Annotated in this window: 22 protein-coding genes; 15 read left to right on the top strand and 7 right to left on the bottom strand. The window is 64.1% G+C overall.

The window, feature by feature from the left end; genetic code table 11:
• From LB564_RS10655 to LB564_RS10675, 5 genes are all read left to right on the top strand, one after another.
• Entirely contained in the window at positions 1–561 is a 561-nt protein-coding gene (locus tag LB564_RS10655) for a F0F1 ATP synthase subunit delta (RefSeq protein ID WP_224537412.1), read from the top strand.
• Positions 561–2,090: a F0F1 ATP synthase subunit alpha gene (gene atpA, locus LB564_RS10660; protein ID WP_224537414.1), complete on the top strand. Its 1,530-nt coding sequence runs from the start codon at positions 561–563 to the stop codon at positions 2,088–2,090. The genes LB564_RS10655 and atpA overlap by 1 nt, the downstream gene beginning before the upstream one ends.
• Before the next feature lie 46 nt (positions 2,091–2,136).
• Positions 2,137–3,024: a F0F1 ATP synthase subunit gamma gene (locus LB564_RS10665; RefSeq protein WP_140702555.1), complete on the top strand. Its 888-nt coding sequence runs from the start codon at positions 2,137–2,139 to the stop codon at positions 3,022–3,024.
• Between the two features lie 70 nt (positions 3,025–3,094).
• Positions 3,095–4,690 (top strand): F0F1 ATP synthase subunit beta, encoded by a 1,596-nt coding sequence (atpD, locus tag LB564_RS10670; protein ID WP_181173576.1) that lies wholly within the window; start codon positions 3,095–3,097, stop codon positions 4,688–4,690.
• Positions 4,691–4,801: 111 nt separating this feature from the next.
• Entirely contained in the window at positions 4,802–5,209 is a 408-nt protein-coding gene (locus LB564_RS10675) for a F0F1 ATP synthase subunit epsilon (RefSeq protein ID WP_135883279.1), read from the top strand.
• Between the two features lie 100 nt (positions 5,210–5,309).
• On the opposite strand, the gene LB564_RS10680 is transcribed toward LB564_RS10675, so the two are convergent.
• On the bottom strand, positions 5,310–6,818 hold the full coding sequence (locus LB564_RS10680) for a mannitol dehydrogenase family protein (protein WP_224537417.1): 1,509 nt from the start codon (positions 6,816–6,818) through the stop codon (positions 5,310–5,312).
• 131 nt (positions 6,819–6,949) lie between these two features.
• Here LB564_RS10680 and uxaC point away from each other — a divergent pair, with 131 nt between their 5' ends.
• The 8 genes from uxaC (at position 6,950) to LB564_RS10720 (ending at position 14,062) form a co-directional block, all read left to right on the top strand.
• Positions 6,950–8,410, top strand: coding sequence for a glucuronate isomerase (gene uxaC / locus LB564_RS10685; protein WP_224537419.1), 1,461 nt, complete (start codon positions 6,950–6,952; stop codon positions 8,408–8,410).
• 33 nt (positions 8,411–8,443) lie between these two features.
• The gene (locus LB564_RS10690) at positions 8,444–9,421 is read left to right on the top strand and encodes a TRAP transporter substrate-binding protein (RefSeq protein WP_140702549.1); all 978 of its coding nucleotides are present in this window, start codon (positions 8,444–8,446) and stop codon (positions 9,419–9,421) included.
• A 62-nt stretch (positions 9,422–9,483) separates the two neighbouring features.
• Complete coding sequence (locus LB564_RS10695; RefSeq protein ID WP_224537811.1) at positions 9,484–10,008, top strand: TRAP transporter small permease; 525 nt, start codon at positions 9,484–9,486, stop codon at positions 10,006–10,008.
• Between the two features lie 3 nt (positions 10,009–10,011).
• Positions 10,012–11,292: a TRAP transporter large permease gene (locus LB564_RS10700; protein WP_224537421.1), complete on the top strand. Its 1,281-nt coding sequence runs from the start codon at positions 10,012–10,014 to the stop codon at positions 11,290–11,292.
• A gap of 11 nt (positions 11,293–11,303) precedes the next feature.
• Positions 11,304–12,077, top strand: a complete 774-nt coding sequence (locus tag LB564_RS10705) for a FadR/GntR family transcriptional regulator (RefSeq protein ID WP_140702545.1) — start codon at positions 11,304–11,306, stop codon at positions 12,075–12,077.
• Positions 12,078–12,100: 23 nt separating this feature from the next.
• Entirely contained in the window at positions 12,101–12,952 is an 852-nt protein-coding gene (gene kduI, locus LB564_RS10710) for a 5-dehydro-4-deoxy-D-glucuronate isomerase (RefSeq protein WP_140702543.1), read from the top strand.
• A complete protein-coding gene (gene kduD / locus LB564_RS10715; RefSeq protein WP_140702541.1) occupies positions 12,949–13,713 on the top strand; it encodes a 2-dehydro-3-deoxy-D-gluconate 5-dehydrogenase KduD in 765 nt (254 codons plus the stop codon). Before kduI ends, kduD begins: the two co-directional genes overlap by 4 nt.
• Before the next feature lie 10 nt (positions 13,714–13,723).
• A complete protein-coding gene (locus LB564_RS10720; protein ID WP_140702539.1) occupies positions 13,724–14,062 on the top strand; it encodes a cupin domain-containing protein in 339 nt (112 codons plus the stop codon).
• A 176-nt stretch (positions 14,063–14,238) separates the two neighbouring features.
• On the opposite strand, the gene LB564_RS10725 is transcribed toward LB564_RS10720, so the two are convergent.
• Together LB564_RS10725 and LB564_RS10730 are read right to left on the bottom strand one after the other, a co-directional pair.
• Positions 14,239–15,258 carry a glycosyltransferase family 9 protein gene (locus LB564_RS10725; RefSeq protein WP_224537423.1) on the bottom strand — a complete coding sequence of 340 codons (1,020 nt, stop codon included), beginning with the start codon at positions 15,256–15,258 and terminating at the stop codon, positions 14,239–14,241.
• Between the two features lie 184 nt (positions 15,259–15,442).
• Positions 15,443–16,864: a coniferyl aldehyde dehydrogenase gene (locus tag LB564_RS10730; protein WP_224537425.1), complete on the bottom strand. Its 1,422-nt coding sequence runs from the start codon at positions 16,862–16,864 to the stop codon at positions 15,443–15,445.
• A 161-nt stretch (positions 16,865–17,025) separates the two neighbouring features.
• Between LB564_RS10730 and LB564_RS10735 the strand changes: the two genes are divergently transcribed.
• Positions 17,026–17,514, top strand: a complete 489-nt coding sequence (locus tag LB564_RS10735; protein WP_224537427.1) for a hypothetical protein — start codon at positions 17,026–17,028, stop codon at positions 17,512–17,514.
• Between the two features lie 143 nt (positions 17,515–17,657).
• Positions 17,658–19,493 (top strand): DNA helicase RecQ, encoded by a 1,836-nt coding sequence (gene recQ, locus LB564_RS10740; RefSeq protein ID WP_224537429.1) that lies wholly within the window; start codon positions 17,658–17,660, stop codon positions 19,491–19,493.
• A gap of 74 nt (positions 19,494–19,567) precedes the next feature.
• Here recQ and LB564_RS10745 read toward each other — a convergent pair whose 3' ends face one another.
• From LB564_RS10745 to LB564_RS10760, 4 genes are all read right to left on the bottom strand, one after another.
• Positions 19,568–20,911, bottom strand: coding sequence for a phospholipase D-like domain-containing protein (locus LB564_RS10745; RefSeq protein WP_224537431.1), 1,344 nt, complete (start codon positions 20,909–20,911; stop codon positions 19,568–19,570).
• 1 nt (position 20,912) lies between these two features.
• Positions 20,913–21,239: a low affinity iron permease family protein gene (locus LB564_RS10750; RefSeq protein WP_140702529.1), complete on the bottom strand. Its 327-nt coding sequence runs from the start codon at positions 21,237–21,239 to the stop codon at positions 20,913–20,915.
• A gap of 165 nt (positions 21,240–21,404) precedes the next feature.
• A complete protein-coding gene (locus LB564_RS10755) occupies positions 21,405–21,797 on the bottom strand; it encodes a hypothetical protein (protein WP_224537433.1) in 393 nt (130 codons plus the stop codon).
• 83 nt (positions 21,798–21,880) lie between these two features.
• Positions 21,881–22,408 carry a J domain-containing protein gene (locus LB564_RS10760; protein ID WP_140702525.1) on the bottom strand — a complete coding sequence of 176 codons (528 nt, stop codon included), beginning with the start codon at positions 22,406–22,408 and terminating at the stop codon, positions 21,881–21,883.
• Positions 22,409–22,515 lie beyond the last annotated feature (107 nt).

The raw sequence follows: 22,515 nt of genomic DNA on the forward strand, positions 1-22,515 counted from the left end.
GTGGCCCAATCGTCATCGCCAATCTCAGGTGTCGCAGAACGCTATGCCGGTTCGTTGTTCGAACTGGCATCGCAGTCCAATTCGGTGGCCAAGGTCGAAGCCGATCTCAACGGTTTCGAGGCACTGCTCGCGAGCAGCGCGGACCTCACCCGGCTGATCAACAGCCCGGTGTTTTCCAGCGAGGACCAGGCCAAGGCCATCGCGGCGATCGCCGACAAGGCGGGGATCACCGGCCTGACCGGCAATTTCCTGCGCGTCGTCGCCAAGAACCGGCGCCTGTTCGCGGTGCCCGGCATGATCAAGGCGTTCCGCCAGATCGCGGCCGAAGCCCGTGGCGAGGCCTCCGCCGAAGTCACGTCGGCTCATGAGTTGACGGCGGCCCAGCAGACCGAACTCAAGGCGGCGCTGAAGAGCGTTGCCGGCAAGGACGTGACCATCGCCGTCACCGTCGACCCGTCGCTGCTCGGCGGGCTGGTGGTCAAGATGGGCTCGCGCCAGATCGATACGTCGCTCAAAACCAAACTCAATTCGCTCAAGCTTGCACTGAAAGAGGTCGGCTGATGGACATCCGCGCCGCGGAAATTTCCGCAATTCTGAAAGACCAGATCAAGAATTTCGGCAAGGAGGCCGAGGTCTCCGAAGTCGGACAGGTGTTGTCCGTCGGTGACGGTATCGCCCGCGTCTACGGCCTCGACAATGTCCAGGCCGGCGAAATGGTCGAATTCCCCGGCGGCATCCGCGGCATGGCGCTCAACCTCGAAGCCGACAATGTCGGCGTCGTCATCTTCGGCGCCGACCGCGACATCAAGGAAGGCGACACCGTCAAGCGCACCGGCGCCATCGTCGACGCGCCTGTCGGCCCCGGCCTGCTCGGCCGCGTCGTCGACGCGCTCGGCAATCCGATCGACGGCAAAGGTCCGATCAAGGCGGTCGAGCGCAAGCGCGTCGACGTCAAGGCGCCCGGCATCATTCCGCGCAAGTCGGTGAACGAGCCGATGTCGACGGGCCTCAAGGCCATCGATGCGCTGATCCCGGTCGGTCGCGGCCAGCGCGAGCTGGTCATCGGCGATCGCCAGACCGGCAAGACCGCCATCATCCTCGACACGATGCTCAACCAGAAGTCGGTGCACGACAACGGCCCCGAGAAGGAAAAGCTCTACTGCGTCTACGTCGCCGTCGGCCAGAAGCGCTCGACCGTCGCGCAGTTCGTCAAGGTGCTGGAAGAGCGCGGCGCGCTCGAATATTCGATCATCGTCGCCGCCACCGCTTCCGATCCGGCGCCGATGCAGTTCCTGGCGCCGTTCACGGCTTGCACCATGGGCGAGTATTTCCGCGACAACGGCATGCACGCGCTGATCTCTTACGACGATCTGTCGAAGCAGGCCGTCGCCTACCGCCAGATGTCGCTGTTGCTGCGCCGCCCGCCGGGCCGCGAAGCCTATCCGGGCGACGTCTTCTACCTGCACTCGCGCCTGCTCGAGCGCGCCGCCAAGCTCAACGACGATCTGGGCGGTGGCTCGCTGACCGCGCTGCCGGTCATCGAAACGCAGGCCAACGACGTGTCGGCCTACATCCCGACCAACGTGATCTCGATCACCGACGGCCAGATCTTCCTCGAAACCAACCTGTTCTTCCAAGGCATCCGTCCGGCCGTCAACGTCGGCCTGTCGGTGTCGCGCGTCGGTTCGTCGGCGCAGATCAAGGCGATGAAGCAGGTTGCCGGCTCGATCAAGGGCGAACTCGCGCAGTACCGTGAAATGGCTGCCTTCGCGCAGTTCGGCTCGGATCTCGACGCCGCCACGCAGCGCCTGCTCAACCGCGGCTCGCGCCTGACCGAACTCCTGAAGCAGCCGCAGTTCTCGCCGCTCAAGACCGAAGAGCAGGTCGCGGTGATCTTCGCCGGCGTCAACGGCTATCTCGACAAGCTGCCGGTCAACCAGGTCGGCAAGTTCGAGCACGGCCTGCTCAGCCACATGCGTTCGGCCGGCAAGGCCGTCCTCGACGCCATCCGCAAGGAAAAGGCGCTGTCGGACGATCTGCGCGCCAAGCTGAAGGCCGAGATCGACGCCTTCGCCAAGACCTTCGCCTGAGCGAAGCGCCAGTCCGGATGAGACAAGACGGGATCAGGTTTGAAGCATGCCTTCATTAAAAGACCTTCGTAACCGTATCGCCTCGGTCAAGGCGACGCAGAAGATCACCAAGGCGATGCAGATGGTCGCCGCGGCGAAGCTGCGCCGCGCGCAAGAGGCGGCGGAAGCGGCGCGTCCCTATTCGGAGCGCATGGGTTCCGTGCTGGCCAACATCACCCAGGCGGTCGGCGGCGGTGGCGATGCCCCGGCGCTGATGACCGGAACCGGCAAGGACGACGTGCATCTGCTCGTCGTCTGTACAGCCGAGCGCGGCCTGTGCGGCGGCTTCAATTCGCAGATCGCCCGTCATGCCCGCGACCATATCCGCCGGCTCCTGGCCGATGGCAAGCAGGTCAAGATCATCTGCGTCGGCAAGAAGGGTTTCGACATCCTGCGCCGCGACTATGCCTCGATGATCATCGAACGCGTCGATCTGCGCGAGGTCAAGACGCTCGGCTTCGTCAATGCCGATGCGATCGCCCGCAAGGTCATTCACCTGTTCAACGAAGGCGCCTTCGACGTCTGCACGCTGTTCTACTCGCAGTTCAGATCGGTGATCAGCCAGATTCCGACCGCGCAACAGATCATCCCGGCGGCGACCGCCGCTTCGGCCCAGCCCGAAACGGCGGATGGCGCCAGCGCCGTCTACGAGTATGAGCCGGAGCCGGGCGAAATCCTGTCCGACCTCATCCCGCGCAACATCGCGGTGCAGATTTTCCGCGCGCTGCTCGAAAACGCGGCGGGCGAAATGGGCGCCAAGATGAGCGCCATGGACAATGCGACGCGCAACGCCGGCGAGATGATCAACAAGCTGTCGATCACCTACAACCGCCAGCGGCAGGCGCAGATCACCAAGGAATTGATCGAAATCATTTCGGGCGCCGAGGCGCTCTAGGCGCGGTCCGCGGGTCATTGGCCCGCGAACCGGACCGCGTGAGAAACAAAGGACGAAAAGGGTAAAGACGATGGCGAAAGCAGCGACCCCCCAGAAGGCAACCCCGAAGACGGCAGCCCCCAAGGCCGCAGCCCCCGCGAAGGCGGCCAAGGCTCCGGCAGCGGCAGCAAAGGCGGCTCCGGCCAAGGCAGCAGCCGTGCCGGCCAAGGCCGCCGCTGCCAAGACCCAGGCGGTGGCCACCAAGGCCACCGGCGTTGTCGGCAAGGTTCGCCAGGTCATCGGCGCAGTTGTCGACGTGCAGTTCGGCGAGCATCTGCCGCCGATCCTGAACGCGCTCGAGACCAACAATGTCGGCAACCGCCTGGTGCTGGAAGTTGCCCAGCATTTGGGTGAAAACACCGTGCGCTGCATCGCGATGGACTCCACCGAAGGTCTGGTGCGTGGTCAGGAAGTGCGCGACACCGGCGGCCCGATCGCCGTGCCGGTCGGCCCGGGCATGCTCGGCCGCATCATCAACGTCATCGGCGAGCCGGTCGATGAGGCAGGCCCTGTCGACGCGGTCGAACTGCGCTCGATCCACCAGCCGGCTCCGGCCTATATCGAACAGTCGACGGAAGCGCAGATCCTGATCACCGGCATCAAGGTGCTCGACCTGCTCGCGCCCTACGCCAAGGGCGGCAAGATCGGCCTGTTCGGCGGCGCCGGCGTCGGCAAGACCGTGCTGATCCAGGAACTGATCAACAATATCGCCAAGGCGCATGGTGGTTACTCGGTGTTCGCCGGCGTCGGCGAGCGCACCCGCGAAGGCAACGACCTCTATCACGAGTTCATCGAATCCGGCGTCAACAAGAAGGGCGGCGGCGAAGGCTCGAAGGCGGCACTCGTGTACGGCCAGATGAACGAACCGCCGGGCGCGCGCGCCCGCGTCGGCCTGACGGGCCTGACGGTCGCCGAATATTTCCGCGACCAGGGCCAGGACGTGCTGTTCTTCGTCGACAACATCTTCCGCTTCACGCAGGCAGGTTCGGAAGTGTCGGCTCTGCTCGGCCGTATCCCTTCGGCCGTGGGCTATCAGCCGACGCTCGCCACCGACATGGGCGCGCTGCAGGAACGCATCACCACCACCACCAAGGGCTCGATCACCTCGGTGCAGGCGATCTACGTGCCGGCCGACGATTTGACCGACCCGGCGCCCGCGACCTCGTTCGCGCACCTTGACGCGACGACGACGCTGAACCGTTCGATCGCCGAAAAAGGCATCTACCCGGCCGTCGATCCGCTGGACTCGACCTCGCGCATGCTCGACCCGCTGGTTGTCGGCGACGAGCACTATGGCGTTGCTCGCCAGGTGCAGTCGATCCTCCAGCGCTACAAGTCGCTGCAGGACATCATCGCCATCCTGGGCATGGACGAGCTCTCGGAAGAGGACAAGCAGACCGTGGCCCGCGCCCGCAAAATCGAGCGCTTCCTGTCGCAGCCGTTCTTCGTCGCCGAAGTGTTCACCGGCGCGCCGGGCAAGCTGGTCGACCTCGCCGACACCATCAAGGGCTTCAAGGGCCTCTGCAACGGCGACTATGATCACCTGCCTGAAGCCGCCTTCTACATGGTCGGCGGCATCGACGAGGCGGTCGAGAAGGCCCAGCGCCTGGCGGCCGAAGCGGCGTAATTCAAGCGAATAGGGAGTAGTGAGTGGTGAGTAGAGAATAGCAGACGTGACCGGGGTCCTTTGCACCCCTTCACTACTGACTACTCACTATTCCCTACCTGCTAAGTTGATATGGCTGAAGCTTTCAAGTTCGAACTGGTCTCGCCGGAGCGCCTGCTGGTTTCCGCCGAGGTCGAATCCGTTGTCATCCCGGGCGCCGAAGGCGAGATGACCGTCATGGCGCATCACGCGCCGGTCATGACCACGATCAAGCCGGGCGTCGTCACGGTGAAGAACGCCTCGGGCAGCGAAGAACGCTATGTCGTGTTCGGCGGCTTCGCCGACATCGTCCCGGCCGGCTGCACGCTGCTGGCGGAATCGGCTGTCGCGGTGAAGGATGTCGACCGTGCCGATCTCGCGCGCCGCATCCAGGAAGCCAAGGAAGATGCCGCCGATGCCAAGGACGATCAGTCGCGCAGCAAGGCGGAACAGTTCCTTAGCCAGCTCACCACGCTGGAAGGCGCGATCCTGCCGGCCTGAGACTTGCATTGGATGACTTGATGAAAAGCGGGGCATTGCCCCGCTTTTTGTTTGTCGGGTGGCGAGAGAGTTCAGGCAGCGGCGATGTGCCAGATCCGTCCTACGCGCCTTGGGCTTCGATGCCGAGCGCGGCGAAGGCCAAGGTCGTACCGTCCCGCCTGAGGTGGACGAGATGCACGGCCACGAGTTCGATCAGCGTCTGGCGTTCGGCGTGATCCCCGGCGAAGCCGGTCAGGTCGAACACCGCCGTCACGGTTTCGTTCGCCGGCAATTGCTGGCTCAAAAGTGCCGTCAGGCTCGTATCGAGCGGATCGGTGAAGTGGCCTTCCGGCAATGTCTTTCCCCGCGCCGCGCAGGCGGCGATCCAGGCGGCCACCACCAGCGTCAGGTGCACGAACTCGGTACCGGCCTCGAGGCATTCGATGGCGGAGGCGATGATACGCTGCGGCAGTTTCTGGCTGCCGTCATTGGCGATCTGCGCCGTGCGATGGGCAAGTGCCGTGTTCGAAAAACGCCCGGCAAGTTCGGCCGTGTATGCCGATGTGTCGAGCCCGGCATCCTCGGGCAGCGTCGGTATGGCCTCTCTCCAGAGCGCATCGACGAACTGCCTTATCGCTGGATCGGCGAAGGCGCTGTCGACGGTGGCGTGGCCGCTGAGCAGGCCGAGATAGGCGATGCCCGAATGCGACCCGTTGAGGAGCCTCAGCTTCATGTCCTCGAAGGGCGCGACATCGCCGACCATGGTGACGCCGAATTTCTCCCAGGCCGGCCGGCCGGCCGGGAAATCGTCCTCGATCACCCATTGGCGGAAGGGTTCCGTCATCACGGGCCAGGCGTCCTCGACGCCAAGTTCGCCTGATATCCGCGCCCGGTCGGCGTCGGTCGTGGCCGGCACAATGCGGTCGACCATGCTCGAGGGAAATGCGACCTGGCCGGCAATGTGGCCGGCGATTCCGGCCTTGCCTGCCGAACCAGGACTGGCGTCGCGCAGTGTGGCGAATTCGATCAGCAGCCTGTGCAAGGTGGCGCCGTTGGCCGGCAGGTTGTCGCAACACAGCACGGTGAAGGGCGGGGTGCCGGCGGCCAGCCTGCGGGCGAGCGCTTCGGTCAGAAAGCCATGGGCCGTCTTCGGTGTTTGCGGATTGGCGAGGTCGTGGACGATGTCGGGATGCGCCGCGTCCAGCCCGCCGGCGGCGGCCCGCAGATAGGCCTTCTCGGTGATCGTCAGCGTCACGATGCGGGTGCGCGGATCGGTCAGCACCGCCAGCACCGCGGCCGGGTCTTCCGGCGCCACCAGCATCGCGCCGATCGAGCCGATGACATGCAGCGTCTCGCCGCCGCTGCCGCGTACCGCCAGGGTGTAGAGCCCATCCTGCGGCGCCAGCGCGTCTCGTGTATCGGCGCTGCGCAGCGACACGCCTGTTATGCCCCAGCCCATCTCGCCGGCGGCCAGGCATTCATCGATGTAAGCAGCCTGGTGGGCGCGATGAAAGGCGCCGACGCCCAGATGTACAATCCCCGGCGTGACGGCGCCACGATCGTATCGAGGTGCTGCGACCCCGGCCGGCAATGCCTGCGCCGTGCGGTTGGAAAGGCGACCGTCTGTCATTGGATTGCGGCACTCATCTCGTGAACGGGCTGATGGTCTCTGGGCGGACCGCTAGCGGCGTAACATTGGCGGCGTTTGGTCACAATGCTCAGCTTTGCTCAAAAGTCATCATACAACAATCTGATTGTTGTATGTTGACATTATTTCTGGCCGGCCATACCGATAGGGACCCTGGGAGGACGGCCGTGGCACTGACCAATGCGGATTTGCTGTTTCCAGCCGAGGCGCGTCCGCTCTCGATCGCCCGCGATCTCTACGCCGGCATCAAGGACCTGCCCATCGTCAGCCCGCACGGCCATACCGACCCGCGCTGGTATGCGCTGAACGAGCCGTTCCCCGATCCGGCGCAACTGCTCATCGTGCCGGACCACTATATTTTCCGCATGCTGTTCAGCCAGGGCTTGCGGCTTGAGGATCTCGGCGTGCCGAGCCTCGATGGTGCGCCCGTCGCGACCGATGGGAGGGCGATCTGGCGGCTGTTCGCCGGACACTATCATCTCTTCCGGGGCACACCGACCCGGCTGTGGTTCGACCATGTGCTTGCGCATCTGTTCAACATCGAAGAGCCCCTGACGGCCGCAACCGCCGACCGTCACTACGACACGATCGCGACGCTGCTGCAGTGGGACAACTTCCGCCCCCGCGCACTGTTCGAGCGCTTCAACATCGAGGTCATCGCGACGACCGAAGGCGCGCTCGACGACCTCAAATGGCACAAGATGATCCGCGACAGCGGCTGGCAAGGCCGCGTCGTCACCGCCTACCGGCCGGACGCCGTCGTCGATCCCGATTTCGAAGGGTTTTTTGCCAATCTCGATCGGCTCGGTGAGATCACTGGCTGCGACACCGGAAGCTGGGCCGGCTATCTCGACGCGCATCGCCAGCGCCGCGCCGTCTTCAAGAGCTTCGGCGCGACGTCGTCCGACCATGGCCATCCGACGGCCGAGACCGCCAATCTTTCCGACGCGGCGGCGCAAGAGCTGTTCAACCGGATCCGCGCCGGCTCGCAGGACGAGCGCGAGCGAAAGCTGTTTCGCGCCCAGATGCTGACCGAGATGGCCAAGATGAGCCGGGACGACGGGCTGGTGCTGCAAATCCACCCCGGCTCCTGGCGCAATCATTCGCCTGGAATTTTCCAGAAATTCGGCAGGGACAAGGGCTTCGATATCCCGACCCGCACCGACTATGTAACCGCGCTGAAACCGCTGCTCGACTGCGTCGGGCTGGAGCGTGATCTGACCGTCATTCTCTTCACGCTGGACGAGACCAGTTACGCGCGCGAGTTGGCGCCGCTGGCCGGCGTCTACCCGGCGCTGAAGCTCGGGCCGGCCTGGTGGTTCCACGACAGCCCGGAAGGGATGCGCCGTTTCCGCGAGATGACGACCGAGACCGCCGGCTTCTACAACACGGTCGGCTTCAACGATGACACCCGCGCCTTTCCCTCGATCCCCGCCCGTCACGATTTGGCGCGGCGGGTCGACTGCGCGTTCCTGGCGCGCCTCGTCGCCGAGCACAGGCTGCGCGAGGACGAGGCGCATGAACTCGCGAAGGAGCTTGCCTACACGCTTGCCAAGACGGCGTACCGGCTCTGAGCCGGACGCTCCGATTTTCAAAGGGAGGAAGTCATGTTGCATTTTTCGAAATTGACGGCAGCCACATTCGCCTTCGGCTCGCTGCTGATCGGCATCGCCAATGCCGAGACCGTGCTGCGATCCTCGGATACCCATCCGGACGGCTACCCGACCGTGGAGGCGGTGAAGTACATGGGCGACCTGATCAAGCAGCGCACCGCCGGCCGCTATTCGATCGAGGTCTATCACTCGGCACAGCTCGGCGAGGAAAAGGACACGATCGAGCAGACCCAGGCCGGCGTCATCGACCTCGACCGTGTCTCGATGGGACCGTTCAATGGCATCGTGCCGGAGACCGCCGTACCGTCGCTACCCTACATGTTCCGTTCGGTCGAGCACATGCGCCACGTCATGGACGGGCCAGTCGGCGATCAGATCCTGAAGGCGTTCGAGGCGCATGACCTCGTCGGTCTCGCCTTCTACGATTCCGGCGCCCGGTCCTTCTACAACACCAAGAAGGACATCACCTCCATGGCGGACATGAAAGGCATGAAGTTCCGCGTCATCCAGTCCGACGTGTTCGTCGACATGGTCAATGCGCTTGGCGCCAACGCCACGCCGATGGCCTATGGTGAAGTCTATTCGGCGCTGCAGACCGGCGTTATCGACGGCGCCGAAAACAACTGGCCGAGTTTCGAATCCGCCAAGCACTACGAAGTCGCCAAGCATTACACGATGGACGAACACCAGATCGTGCCGGAAGTGCTGGTCATGTCGAAGGCAAGCTGGGACAAGCTTTCGCCGGAGGACCAAGCGATCGTGCGCCAGGCGGCCAAGGACAGCGTCGTCAAGATGCGCGAACTCTGGGACGCTCAGGAGAAGAAGTCGCGCGGCATCGTCGAAGCCGCGGGCGTCAAGGTCAGCGAGATCGACAAGCAGCCGCTGATCGACGCGATGAAGCCGGTCTACGACAAATACCTGTCGACGCCCGAGCTGAAGGACCTTGCCGCGCGGATACAGGCCGAGAAATGAACGCCAGGGGCAACGGACCAGGCAGTGCGGAGACCTCCGCGCTGCCCGCGCGCGAGCCGGCCATGCGAGGGTTCTGGCTGGGTGCGGAGCGCATTCTGTCAGGGATTGCCCGGCTGGCTCTTTGGGTCAGCGGCGCGGGGCTGACGCTGATGACGATCATCATCTTCTGGCAGGTCTTTTCGCGCTATGTGCTGAACCGCTCGCCGAGCTGGACCGAATCCTTCTCGGTGCTGCTGATGGGCTGGTTCATCTTCCTGGGGGCCGCCGTCGGCGTGCGCGAGCGCACGCATCTGGGCTTCGACGTGCTGCTCTACGTCCTGCCTGTTTCAGCCAAGGCGGTGCTGCGCAGCATCTCCGATCTCGTCGTGCTGGCCTTCGGCGCCGGCATGATCGTCTATGGCGTGCAGCTGGCCAGGCTGACCTGGAACACGGTGATGCCTTCGCTGGCTTTGCCGGGCGGCGTCAGCTTCCTGCCGGTCATCCTCGGCGGCGCGCTGGTCTGCCTGTTTTCGCTGGAACGACTGGCCGGGCGCTTTGCCGGCCTGCCCGTCGACGCCGACATCCATGCAACCGGCGAGGAGGTCTGAACCATGGCGCTGACCGTCCTCTTCGGCACCTTCGTGTTCCTCTTGCTCATCGGCACGCCGATCGCGTTCTGCCTCGGCGTCGCCAGCTTCGCGACGATCCTCACGCTCGGCCTGCCGCCCGTCGTGGTGTTCCAGCGGCTCAATTCCGGCGTCAGCGTTTTTTCGCTGATGGCCATCCCCTTCTTCATCTTCGCCGGTGACCTGATGGTGCGCGGCGGCATCGCCGCGCGGCTGGTCGCGCTGGCAGGCTCCCTGGTTGGCCATTTGCGCGGCGGCCTGGGGCAGGTCAACATCGCGGCGTCGACCATGTTCGGCGGTATTTCCGGCTCGGCGGTGGCGGATGCGTCGGCGGTCGGCGGGCTGATGATCCCGCAAATGAAGGCGCGCGGCTACGGCGTCGACTACGCCGTCAACATCACGTCTGTCGGCGCCATCATCGCCCTTCTCATTCCACCGTCCCACAACATGATCATCTACTCGATTTCGGCCGGCGGCCGTATCTCGATCGCCGACCTGTTCACGGCTGGCGTGCTGCCGGGTCTGCTGCTGGCGCTGTCGCTGATGATAACGGCTTATTGGGTCGCCAGCCGCCGAGGCTATCCGACAGAACCTTTCGCTGGCTTCGGCCGGGCCCTGCAGCTGCTTGTCGCCGCCATTCCCGGCCTTGTCCTGATCGCCATCATCTTCGGTGGCGTCAGGTCCGGCGTCTTCACCGCGACCGAGAGTTCCTGCATCGCCATCGTCTATGCTTTCCTGGTGACGCTGATCATCTACCGCTCGATGAGCTGGGGCGACTTCGTCGCGGCGACGACGGCCTCGGTGCGCACCACCGCCATGGTGCTGATGATCATCGGCTGCGCGGCGGCTTTCGGCTGGCTGCTCGCCTATCTCAGGGTGCCGGCGGCGCTGGTCGCCTTCCTGCACTCGGTGTCCGACAACAAGCTTGTCATCCTGCTGCTGCTCAATCTCATCCTGCTCATCCTCGGCACGTTCATGGACATGTCGCCGCTGATCATCATCACGACGCCGATCTTCCTGCCTGTCGTCATGGCCTATGGCGTCGACCCCGTGCATTTCGGCGTGATCCTCATCCTCAATCTCGGCATCGGCCTTTGCACGCCACCAGTTGGCGCGGTGCTGTTCGTCAGCTGCGCCATCGGCCGCATTCCGATCTGGACGGCGATGCGCTCGATCTGGCCATTCTATGGCGCCGCCTTCGCGGTGCTGATGCTTGTCACCTACATTCCGGAAATCTCATTGTGGCTGCCGAGCCTGTTCCATTAGGAGATCGCCACATGTCCGATACCGCAACCGATCTCAGGGTCGAGAGAAAACCCAAACTGTCGGAAACCGTCGTGGCGGCGATCCGCAGGCAGTTGCAGGCTGGCGAGATCCCGCCCGGCCACAAATTGCCGACCGAGGGCCAGTTGACCGAAACCTTCGGCGTCAGCCGTACCGTCATCCGCGAGGCGCTGGTCAAGCTTGCCGCCGACGGGCTTGTCGAGCCGCGGCAAGGTGCCGGCGTCTTCGTCACCGAGCACGTCTCGACCATGTTCGGGACGCTGGCCGCCGACATGGGAGCCAAGGATTCCGTCGCGCTCAACGTGCTCGAGGTGCGGCTGGCGATCGAGATCGAATCGGCCGGACTCGCCGCCATCCGCCGCAACGCCGCGCAGGAGGCGGCCATCCAGGAAGCCTTCTTCGAGTTCGAGCGGCTGCTGCTCGACAGCCAGCCGACCGGACCGGCCGACCTCGCCTTCCATCGCGCCATCGCCAGCGCCACCAACAATCCGTTCTATGTCGAGATGCTCGACGTGCTCGGCCGGCGCGCCATTCCGTGCGACGTGACCTCGCCCTGGTCGACGGAACTGGTGCAATCCGACGATTATCAGCGCGGGCTGCAACGCGAGCATCTGGTGATCCTGAACGCGATCTCGGCGGGCGATCCCGAGGCCGCGCGCGAAGCGATGCGCGCCCATCTGGGCGCCAGCCAACGGCGCTACCGCGAGCGCCTGCAGGCGCGGCAGGCCTATTACGCCAGTTCGAGCACGGTCGCCGCCGGCGAATGATCCACCGGAAGCCAGGATTAGAGATGAGCCAGAACCACACCGACTACACATCGCGCTTCGCCATCGATCCGGCCGCGGCCGCCGCCATGGGGACGGACGAACTGCGCCATAATTTTCATATCGAGGATCTCTTTCGATCCGGCCGCATCAGCCTGACCTACACGCACTATGATCGCATGATCGTCGGCGGTGCCGTGCCGGTGGCCACGGCATTGCCGTTGGAAGCGATCAAGCCGACCGGTACCAAAGGGTTTCTCGACCGGCGCGAACTCATCGCCGTCAATATCGGCGGCACCGGCACGATCGAAGCCGGCGGCCAGTCTTTCGACCTGCGGGCGCGCGACATGCTCTATCTCGGCATGGGCGCCAGCGATGTGTCATTCGCTTCGGCCGATAAAGGCGACCCGGCCAAGTTCTACCTGCTCAGCGCGCCGGCGCATCAGGCCCATCCCAGCCGGCTGATCCGCCTCGATGACGCCAAGCGCCTCGATCTCGGCAGCAAGGAGGCCTGCAACGAACGCTCGATCTTCCAGTTCATCCATGCCGACGGGGCCAGGACCTGCCAACTCGTCGTCGGCATGACGCAACTTGCGCCGGGCTCGATCTGGAACACCATGCCATGCCATGTGCACGACCGGCGCATGGAGGCCTATCTCTATTTCGACCTGCCGGAGGCGGCGCGCGTCTTCCATTTCATGGGCGAGCCGGACGAGACGCGCCATATCGTCATGCGCAACGAGGAGGCGGTGCTGTCGCCGGGCTGGTCGATCCATTCGGGCGCCGGCACTTCCAACTACGCCTTCGTCTGGGCGATGGCCGGCGACAATGTCGACTATACCGATGTCGATCCGGTGCCGATGGAGGACCTGCGGTGAGCGACCTCACAGCGTTCAGCCTGGCCGGCAAGCGCATCCTGGTCACCGGCGCCAACACCGGCATCGGCCAGGGCATCGCGGTGTCGATCGCGCGTGCCGGGGGCGCGGTGATCGGTGTCGGCCGTTCATCGATGGCTGAGACGGCGGAAAAGGTTTCCGAGACCGGTGGACGGTTCGAGGCCGTGGCCGCCGACCTCGCGGACACGGGCGCCGCGGGGCCGATGCTGGACCGGGTCTGGCAAGACAGCGGGCCGCTTGACGGGCTGGTCAACAATGCCGGCATCATCCGGCGCGCCGATGCCGTCGATCTCGGCGAGGCCGATTGGGACGAGGTGATCGATGTCAATCTGAAGACGGTCTTCCTGCTCAGCCAGTCCTTTGCCCGGCACGTCCTTGCCGGGGGACGCCAGGGCAAGATCGTCAACATCGCCTCGGTGCTGAGTTTCCAGGGCGGCATCCGCGTCGCGTCCTATACTGCCTCAAAGCACGGTGTGCTCGGTATCACCCGGTTGCTCGCCTGCGAGTGGGCGGCCAAAGGCATCAACGTCAACGGCATCGCGCCGGGCTATATCGAGACCAACAACACACAGGCGCTGCGCGCCGACCCCGACCGCAGTGCTGCTATCCTGGGGCGCATTCCCGCCGGACGCTGGGGCGAGCCGGGAGATATTGGCGATGCCGCCGTCTTCCTGTTGGCGCCGGCCTCGAACTACATGCATGGCGCGGTGGTGCCGGTGGACGGCGGCTGGCTGGCGCGGTGAGGAGACGACAATGAGCGAGCCGAAGATTTTCGCGCAAGCCGGCGAGGGTGCCTGGACGCCGACCGCGGACGGCAATCGCCGGCGCGTGCTGCTGTCCACCGACGAACTGATGATGGTCGAGTTCGGCTTCGACAAGGGCGGCGTCGGCGCGCTGCATTCGCACCCGCACGTCCAGGCAAGCTACGTCGCCGAAGGCCGCTTCGAGGTGACCATAGACGGCCGGACCGAAATCCTGGAGACCGGCGGCAGTTTCATCGTGCCGTCCGGCCTGGTGCACGGCGTCAAGGCGCTGGAGGCGGGAAGGCTGGTCGACAGTTTTACGCCGCACCGCGCCGATTTTCTTGCCTGAGCAATTCCAGGAAAAGCGTGAAAGCAAAGAGATAGGGCCGGTCGCGGCCACTTCCGAAAATGAAAAACCCGCGCCTCGCAAGAAGCGCGGGTCTGTTGCCTGGGCGCCAATGGCGCCGCGGTACTCAAAACATCACCGCAGGACCGGAAACCTGCCGGATCATGGTGAATATAAACCTAATGCGCCGGCTCCGGGTGGTCGCGGCGGCTGGTGGCCAGCAAGCGATGCGTGGCCTCGAGGATGGCCTCGACCGGCGTGTCGGAAATATTGGCCGATCGTCCGCGCCTTGGAGCGGTCACCACCTCGACCCTGTTCGACAGCGGCCGCCACCGTTCGATGTTGGCTCCGTGGTTGATGATGACCGTCGGCGTCATGACGGTGGCGAAGAGGTGGCCCAGACCGCCTTCCATGCCGACATAGGCGTCGGCGATCTCGCCCAGCGCCAGCAGCAGGTCGCCGAATGCCTCGACATCGAGCCCAAGGTCCGGACCGATCGTCACCAGCCGGCTTTCCCTTGCGGCCAGGCTTTGCGGCGTCGGTCCGTTGCCTGGGGTGACCAGATACAGCACCTGGTAGCCGGCCTCGATGAGGTTGGTGGCAATGGCGGCGACCTGAGCGTCGCTCATCATCTTGTTGCTGCCCTTGGAATTGCCGCCCAGCAAGATGAGCGCGCGTTGGTCCGCACCGCGGATCTGGCCTGCCAGAACGCGGGCAGCCTGCGAAACCTCCAGCCTGTGGTCGAACGGCAGGTGCCGGCCGGCCAGGCGTTCGATCAGCCTGTGGTAGCGCCAGGCATTGTGCTCCGGCCGCAAGGTCCATCTGGCGCGCCAGTGCGACGACAGAAGGTGACCGGCAAAGTTGGGTTCGTAACGAACACCACGCGCGAGGAGCTGTAGTTTGGCCACGATCAGGGCAGGCACGCCGGTGCGGAAATCGACGACGGTCATTGGCCTGCCGGGCCGTGCAAACTCGGCCAGGATGGTGGAAAGCGGCACAATCGTCCTGAAATCATCAACCAGGGGTGCCGCATGCCTGCGCAGCACGCCGGTGAGCGATGATCTGTGCATGCTGCCATAGACGATCCGGCTTTGCGGAAAGGCCGTTCTTGCCGCCCGCAACGCCGGTATCCTCAGCAACCCGTCGCCGAGGGCGTCGTTGCGGACGTAGAAAATCAGCAGCGGCGCGGGCAAATTCATGGCCAGGGCGGATCCGTTCGGTCTGATTTCAAGAGGACAACAAGCTTCGAGAGGTTTGTGCAAGAAGACAGCAAATCCCGGCTTAATCCAGAGCGAATATGCGCCGAACGTAATAAAACGGGCGGCACCAACAGATATCGCCGTGGCACGCCTCGTCGGTCCGGCATCGAAGCCGCGACAATGGTCAGGTGATGCGCCTGAGCAGGCCGAAAAGCCTTTCGAACGTCTTGCCATAGGGCGGGCGAAGAAGGGCTCCGGCGCTCAAGCGCGACTGCAGGAAAACCGGTTTCTCCTTGCTGAAGGTGCGGAATCCCCATTCGCCGTGATAGGCACCCATGCCCGAGGCGCCGACGCCGCCGAAGGGCTGGTTCTCCTGCACCAGATGCAGCATGCAGTCATTGATGGTGACGCCGCCGGCGGCGGTCTCGCGCAGGATGCGCTGGCGGTTGGCACTGTCGCGCCCGAACCAGTAGAGCGCCAGCGGCCGGTCGGCCCGGTTCACATGGTCGATGGCGTCGTCGAGCGTGGCGTATTCGACGATCGGCAGCACCGGGCCGAATATCTCTTCGCGCATCAGCCGCAGGTCCGCGCCGGCGTTCGCGACCAAGGTCGGCGCAAGCTTCCGGCCCGCGGTGCCGAAATTCTCGCCCGCCGGATTGATTTCGGTGACATCGGCGCCGGCGTCGCGGGCTTCCGCGATCATGGCGCGCAGTCGCTGAAAGTGCCGGTCGCTGATGATGGCGGTGTAGTCGGGGTTGTCGCGCAGGGTGGGGTAGAGCCGCGCCATCGCGGTTGCGAGCTTGGTTGCGACCATGCCCGCCTGTCCCTTGGGCACCAGCAGATAGTCCGGCGCGATGCAGGTCTGCCCGGCATTCAACAGCTTGCCATAGGCGACGCTGGCTGTTGCCGCGTCGAGATCGCAGGAGGGGTCGAGAATTGCCGGCGACTTGCCGCCGAGTTCGAGCGTCACCGGGGTCAGGTTGGCGGCGGCGGCGATCGCGACCTGGCGGCCGACCGCGGTCGAACCGGTGAACAGCAGATGATCGAACGGCATCGACACGAAGGCCTTGCCCATTTCGGCATCGCCGGTGATGACGCTCAACTCATCCGGAGCGAAATGCTCGCTGGCCAGTCTGGCCAGCAGCTCGGAGAAAGCCGGCGTCAGTTCGGAAGGCTTGACGAGCACGCGATTGCCGGCGGCGAGCGCTGCCGTGACCGGCGCGACGGCGAGCTGAAAGGGATAATTCCAGGGCGACACGATGCCGACGACCCCAAGCGGCTGCGGCAAGAGGCGGTTCCTGCCCGGCAGGAACGGCAAGGTGGTGGCGACGCGACGCTCCCGCATCCAGCCGCCGACATGAGCGAGGGCATGGCGAATGCCGGCGCGCACGACGAACAGTTCCGCGAGCCGCGTCTCATGCGCCGAGCGGCCGCCGAAGTCGGCGTCGATCGCGGCGCAGATTTCAGTCTCGTGCCGCTCGGTCAGCGCCAGCAGGCGCTTGAGGCGGTCCTTCCTCAGGCCGAGGTCGGGAAAGGGCTGCTTCTCGAAGGCGGCGCGCTGCAACCGGAACCGCTCGCCCAACAAATCCTGTCTCACCTGCAGCATCGCGCCCTCCCTGGCGTGTCGGTGCGGCAAGCTTACATCGCAACGCTGCGGAATCCATCAGGGGTGCGTGTGCCGCTGCGGAAGCGCCGGGGTGTTCCAGAAAGTCGCTTCCGCGATTTGTGGGCGTTTGTGGGGTAGGGCCTTGTGCAATCCTTGGTTGTATGCTGCAATGTGGACGGGCAAGGTCTCGACAACAAGGGGGTTGGAATGAGCGGAAAACACCACATGCTGGCGGTGGCCGGCTTTTCTTCGCAACCGGCGCGCTCGGCATCCTGTCCGCGACCGTCCTGCTGGCCTTTGGACATTCGCCGAATATTGTAGGTTCCGCCTCGGGTGTGGCCTATGTGGTGGGCGCCTACTACTTCCTGAAAGGGTCGAGGCCGGCGAAGATTTTCCTGACGGTCATGGCAGCTCTCGCCATGCTGCTCGAAGCTATCATTGGCATCCTGATGCTAACGGATGGCCTGTCACTGATGGGCCTGTTTGTCCTGCTGTTGGCGGGCCTTACCGGCTATTGCTTTTATGGATTGCAGCTGTCGAAGGTTCTCAACGCCGAATTCGATCGCCGGTCGGAGACCTACCGATTGGAGAGGGGCAAGGCTGCCCAGCGCTATTATGACGAGTTGGAGCAAGGCAACAGCGGCGAGTGACAGCAACGGCCGAAGGCATTGAAAGGGCTGTTGTGATGGAATGAGCGGTGGGCTACTCCAAGGCCCCACAAGGAGTCGCCCTTGACCGTCTTGCCCGATCTCTCCCGTACGCGAAAAATCGCTTGCCGCCAGGTGGCCGCCTGATGCCGGTGCAGGCGGCGGGCATGAGGGCGGAGGATCCCAAGCGGCGCGTCCTGAAGGATGTGTTCGGCTTCGACGATTTCCGCCCCGGCCAGGCCGACGTCATGGACGCGCTGCTCAATGGGCGCCATGTGCTGGCCGTCATGCCGACGGGGGCCGGAAAATCGCTCTGCTACCAGGTTCCGGCGCTGGTCCTGGGCGGGCTCACCCTCGTCGTGTCGCCGCTGGTGGCGCTGATGCAGGACCAGGTCGCGGCGCTGCGGCTTGCCGGCGTGGCGGCCGATACGATCAATTCCGCGCTCGACCGCGAGGCCAATGTCGCTGCATGGCGCCGCGTGGCGTCGGGCCAGACGCGGCTGCTCTACCTGGCGCCGGAGCGGCTGATGACCGAGCGCATGCTGGAGGCGCTCTCCAGGCTCGACGTCAGCCTGATCGCCATCGACGAGGCGCATTGCATCTCGCAATGGGGTCCGGCGTTCCGGCCCGAATATGAGGACCTGTCGCGGTTGCGCGGCATCTTCGCCAACGTGCCGATCATCGCGGTGACGGCGACGGCCGATGAGAGCACGCGCACCGACATCGCCGCCCGGCTGTTCGCCGAGCGCGTCGAAACGCTGGTGCTGGGTTTCGACCGCCCCAACATCAAACTGGCGATCGAGTCCAAGCAGGACAGCAAGCGGCAATTGCTGCGGTTCATCGAGCGTCACGCGGGCAAAAGCGGCATCGTCTATTGCCTGTCGCGCAAGAAGACCGAGGAGATGGCAGGCTTCCTCGAGAAGAACGGCGTCAGAGCGCTCGCCTATCATGCCGGCATGAGCAAGGACGCGCGCGAGGCCAATCAAAACGCCTTCATGACCTTGTCCGGCGTCGTCATGGTGGCGACCATCGCCTTCGGCATGGGCATCGACAAGCCCGACGTCGCCTATGTCTTCCACACTGACATGCCGGGCAGTCTGGAAGCCTATTATCAGGAAATCGGTCGTGCCGGCCGCGACGGGCGCGAGGCCGAGGCGCATATGCTTTACGGCCTTGGCGACATCCGCATGCGGCGGCTGTTCATCGACGACGAGGACGCCGCGCCCGAGCACAAGAGACGGTCGCATCGCCGGCTCGACACGCTGATCGGCTATTGCGAGACGGCGCAATGCCGGCGCCAGGTGCTGCTCGGCTATTTCGGCGAAGAGGCCGAACCTTGCGGCAATTGCGACAATTGCCTCGATCAGGCGCCGCGCGCCGATGGCAGTGCCGAGGCGCGGAAAATCCTCGCGGCGGTCGCGCAGAGCGGCGAACGCTTTGGCGCCGCCCATGTCATCGATATCCTGCTTGGCCACGAGACCGAGAAGGTGCTGGCGCGGGGCCATCAGACGCTGAGCAGTTTTGGCACCGGTGCCGCGCACCGGAAGACCGTGTGGCTGTCACTGATCCGGCAACTGGTCGCCGGCGGGTTCCTGATTCCGGATCCCGAGGGCCATGGCGGCCTCGCCATCTCGGAGAGCGGCCGCGCGCTCGGCCGTGGCGAGGGTGAATTCCGGTATCGCGTCGAGAACCGCGACCCTCTGGCGCGCGGCAGGAAGCGTTCCGGGGAAGGCTCCGCCGCCGGCGCCGAGGGTGTGGATGCCTCGCTGCTGGCGGCGCTCAAGACGCTGCGGCTGCGGCTGGCCAAGGAGCGCCAGGTGCCGGCCTATGTGGTGTTTTCCGACCGCACGCTGATCGACATGGCCGACCGCCGCCCGCTAGACCTCGATGCCTTCGCCGAAGTGAATGGCGTGGGTGCGGCGAAGCTCAAGGAATTCGGTGCGGTTTTTCTCGCCGCGATCACGGCGCATGAGGCTGCTTGAAGACCCGATGCGAGCCCGGGCTCAAGCCATAGTGTTGATCTGACTGCTCCGAACGAGCGATGAGAGCCGAGGCCTCAAAGCTGGGAGCGCAGCCTGCTGGCCAGCCAGTCAGAAATCTTTTCCCGCAGGGGACGCGCTTCCCATTCGGCCAGAGTGATCTGCCGCGACCGCCCAAGATCCTGGTTGAACAAATCGATCTGCGTGTTTGCGAAATCCCTGCCGTAGACGTTCAGACTGGCTTCGTCGTTCAACCGCAAGGAGCGTTCGTCCAGATTGGTGGAACCAAAGCTCGCCCAGACGTCGTCGACGATCAGCAGCTTGGGATGATACATCGTGGGCTGAAACTCGTAGATGCGCACACCCGCCCTAAGCAAGTCGCCCCAGAAATAGCGCGAGCCTTTTCGAACCAGAGGCACGTCAGTCAGCGCATTGGGAACGATCACATCAACGGACACGCCTCGCTTCCTGGCATCCAGGATCTGCTGGAGCGCGATGTCGTCGGGCACGAAATACGCCATTCCGATTCGCAGGTGATCCTTGGCGGCGGCTATCGCGGCCAGCATCATCAGTTCCATGGTTTCCGAGCCATTTGGCTGGGAAGAAAGTATCAGTTGGGCGCCGAGCGCTCCCGCGGATTCGGGCGGAGGATAGAACTTCCGGCCTTGCAACGTCTCACCGGTCGTTTCCAGCCAGTTTTCGGCAAACGCTGCCTGGAAAGCAGGCACGGCGGGCCCTTCGATCCGGTAGTGCGTATCGCGCCATTCATCCGGGTTGCGAGCGTTTCCACGCCAATTGTCCGCGATGCCCACGCCACCCGTGAAAGCCACCCGTCCGTCAACAACGAGCAGCTTGCGATGGGTCCGGTTGTTCACACGGTCCAACGTATACCAATGGATGGGCCGGTAGCGCTGGAATCTCACGCCGGCGCTTGTCATGATGTGGATCAGGTCTTCATCGAAAGGCAGGCTGCCGACCCAGTCGACGAGCACCCGGACCTCGACCCCTTGACGTGCCTTGCCCGCCAAGGCTTGTGCGAACTCATATCCGACTGCCCCGGACCAATAGATATAAGTCTCAAAATCGATCGAGGACCGGGCCGCGCCGATCGCCTGGAGCATCGAAGGAAAAATCTCGTCGCCGTTCACGAGGGTTTGCACCGCGTTCGCGTCGGACATCTGTCCCAGCGAGTAGCTGCTCATCGACCTGGCGAACTGGGGGTCCGATGCATCGAAACGATGCGGGACGATCGTCCGCAAAACCCGCGGTTCAGGGGTCAGGTTTATGGCTGCCAACGTCGCCAGCCCCGCGACGACCGCAACGGCCAGATAGCTCAGTCCCCTGAGCAGCGGGCTGAATTTTCGACGCCGCCCGATCTGCTTCGCGCCTGTCAGCAACGCCACGAAACCGGCAGCGCGCATCTCAGTCGCCCTGCTGCTTGCGGTTGCGTTGTTCTTCGATGTCCTCGGGCTCTTCATCATCGATACGGGTGATGGTCGAAGCCGAACTGTTCGATCTCAACATTTCGTCCAACTTGGCATGAATGGCCTGGGTATCGCGATGCTCCGCGCGCTGAATGAACAGCGTCATGGCCCAGGTGAGGAGTGTGGCCGCACCATGCCAGTTCAAGCTTTGCCGATCGAAAATTATCCAGAAGATCGCATAGGCCAGCAGCACCAGGAATGCTGCTGGACGGGACGTCCACGTGCCGATCGAGGTGAGCGCGCCGGTAATGGGGTGATTTGCCATGAGCAGGAACTTTCGACCGTAACGCAGGTTCCCGCGCGGCCTGTCGGCGAAGGCTGCCCGCGCAACAGCGGCTTGTCGGCGAAGGTCGCCCGTGCAGCACAGTTGACTGCGGGGAGCGCCGTCAGGCCCTGACCACCGTCTGGGTTGGGCGTCGAATGGCTGAAGTCAGAAGCTGCACTGAGAGCCTTGCGATCGGGGGCCTTTCTCGGAGCGCCCCAGCGCTGCGGCCTCGTCACGCAGGCAGCCCGGCGCGTACTGCGCCAATACCCTTTCCAGACGCCCCAGCAGAACTTTCCTCGACTTTATCTCGTACCCCAGCCGCAATGTGCCAACTATGCTTTTGCGGTTGGTGGTCAGCTCCTGCTGGAGGACGCCAATGTGGATGCGGACCTCATCGGCCTGTGCTCGAAGTGCTGCTTTGATTGGCCCTCGACCTTGCATGCTGAACTCGATCTCCGTGGAAACGGATATCGAACTTGAGCGACCATGCTTTGGTTCCTCGGCATCGCCGTCAAATTTCCGAGCCGCGAAAAGCGGGTCGGATTCCGCCGCGCGCATGTCATCGCCCTTCGGCGATGACGCCGGGCCAATGGGCGGCCTTTGTAAATCTGAGGAGCGGTCGACCAAACCACCGGCGAGCCTCATTCCAGCAGTCTGGTCGTGCCTTCACGCCGATGTTCCGAGTTGGCGCGATCGATCCCCTCGACGGTGATGGCGAGCGTCCCGTTTTCGATTCTTCCTATCCAGCCCTTTGCCTTTAGATACCAGAGATGAAACTCCAGGTGTTCACGCGGGCAGCCCGACAATCGTTCGAGCTCCACATCGCCAATGCCCGCGTTGTTGACGTCTTGTCGGCGTTTTACGTAGAGAAGCGAGAGCAGTTTGGCCTGGACACCGGCGTCCCGCGCAAAGCCTTTGGTATCACTGGCTTCCCCGGTCAGTTCGAGGCGAAGCGCCGAATGGTCTTTATACTGGATATCGTATTGCGCGCGTTTGACCGGGTCCTTGAGCGTATTATGGGCCTCCACGACTTCGCTGAAGCGTGACTCGTCGCCACTGTCCCGATTGTCGGGGTGGTAGCGCATGGCAAGATGACGAAATATCCGTTCTATCGTTTCGGAATTGGCGTTCGGGCTGACTTCCAGCACTTCGTAGTAGTCAATGAACATAATCGTGCTTCCCCGCGACATGCCGGGCAATGATTTCAGGCGATGCCGCTGCCATTCTCGGCTATGACCCCGCCACCGACAATAAGCCATACATCATGTTTTGCTAA

This window comes from Mesorhizobium sp. ES1-6, assembly GCF_020164775.1.
GTDB lineage: Bacteria > Pseudomonadota > Alphaproteobacteria > Rhizobiales > Rhizobiaceae > Mesorhizobium.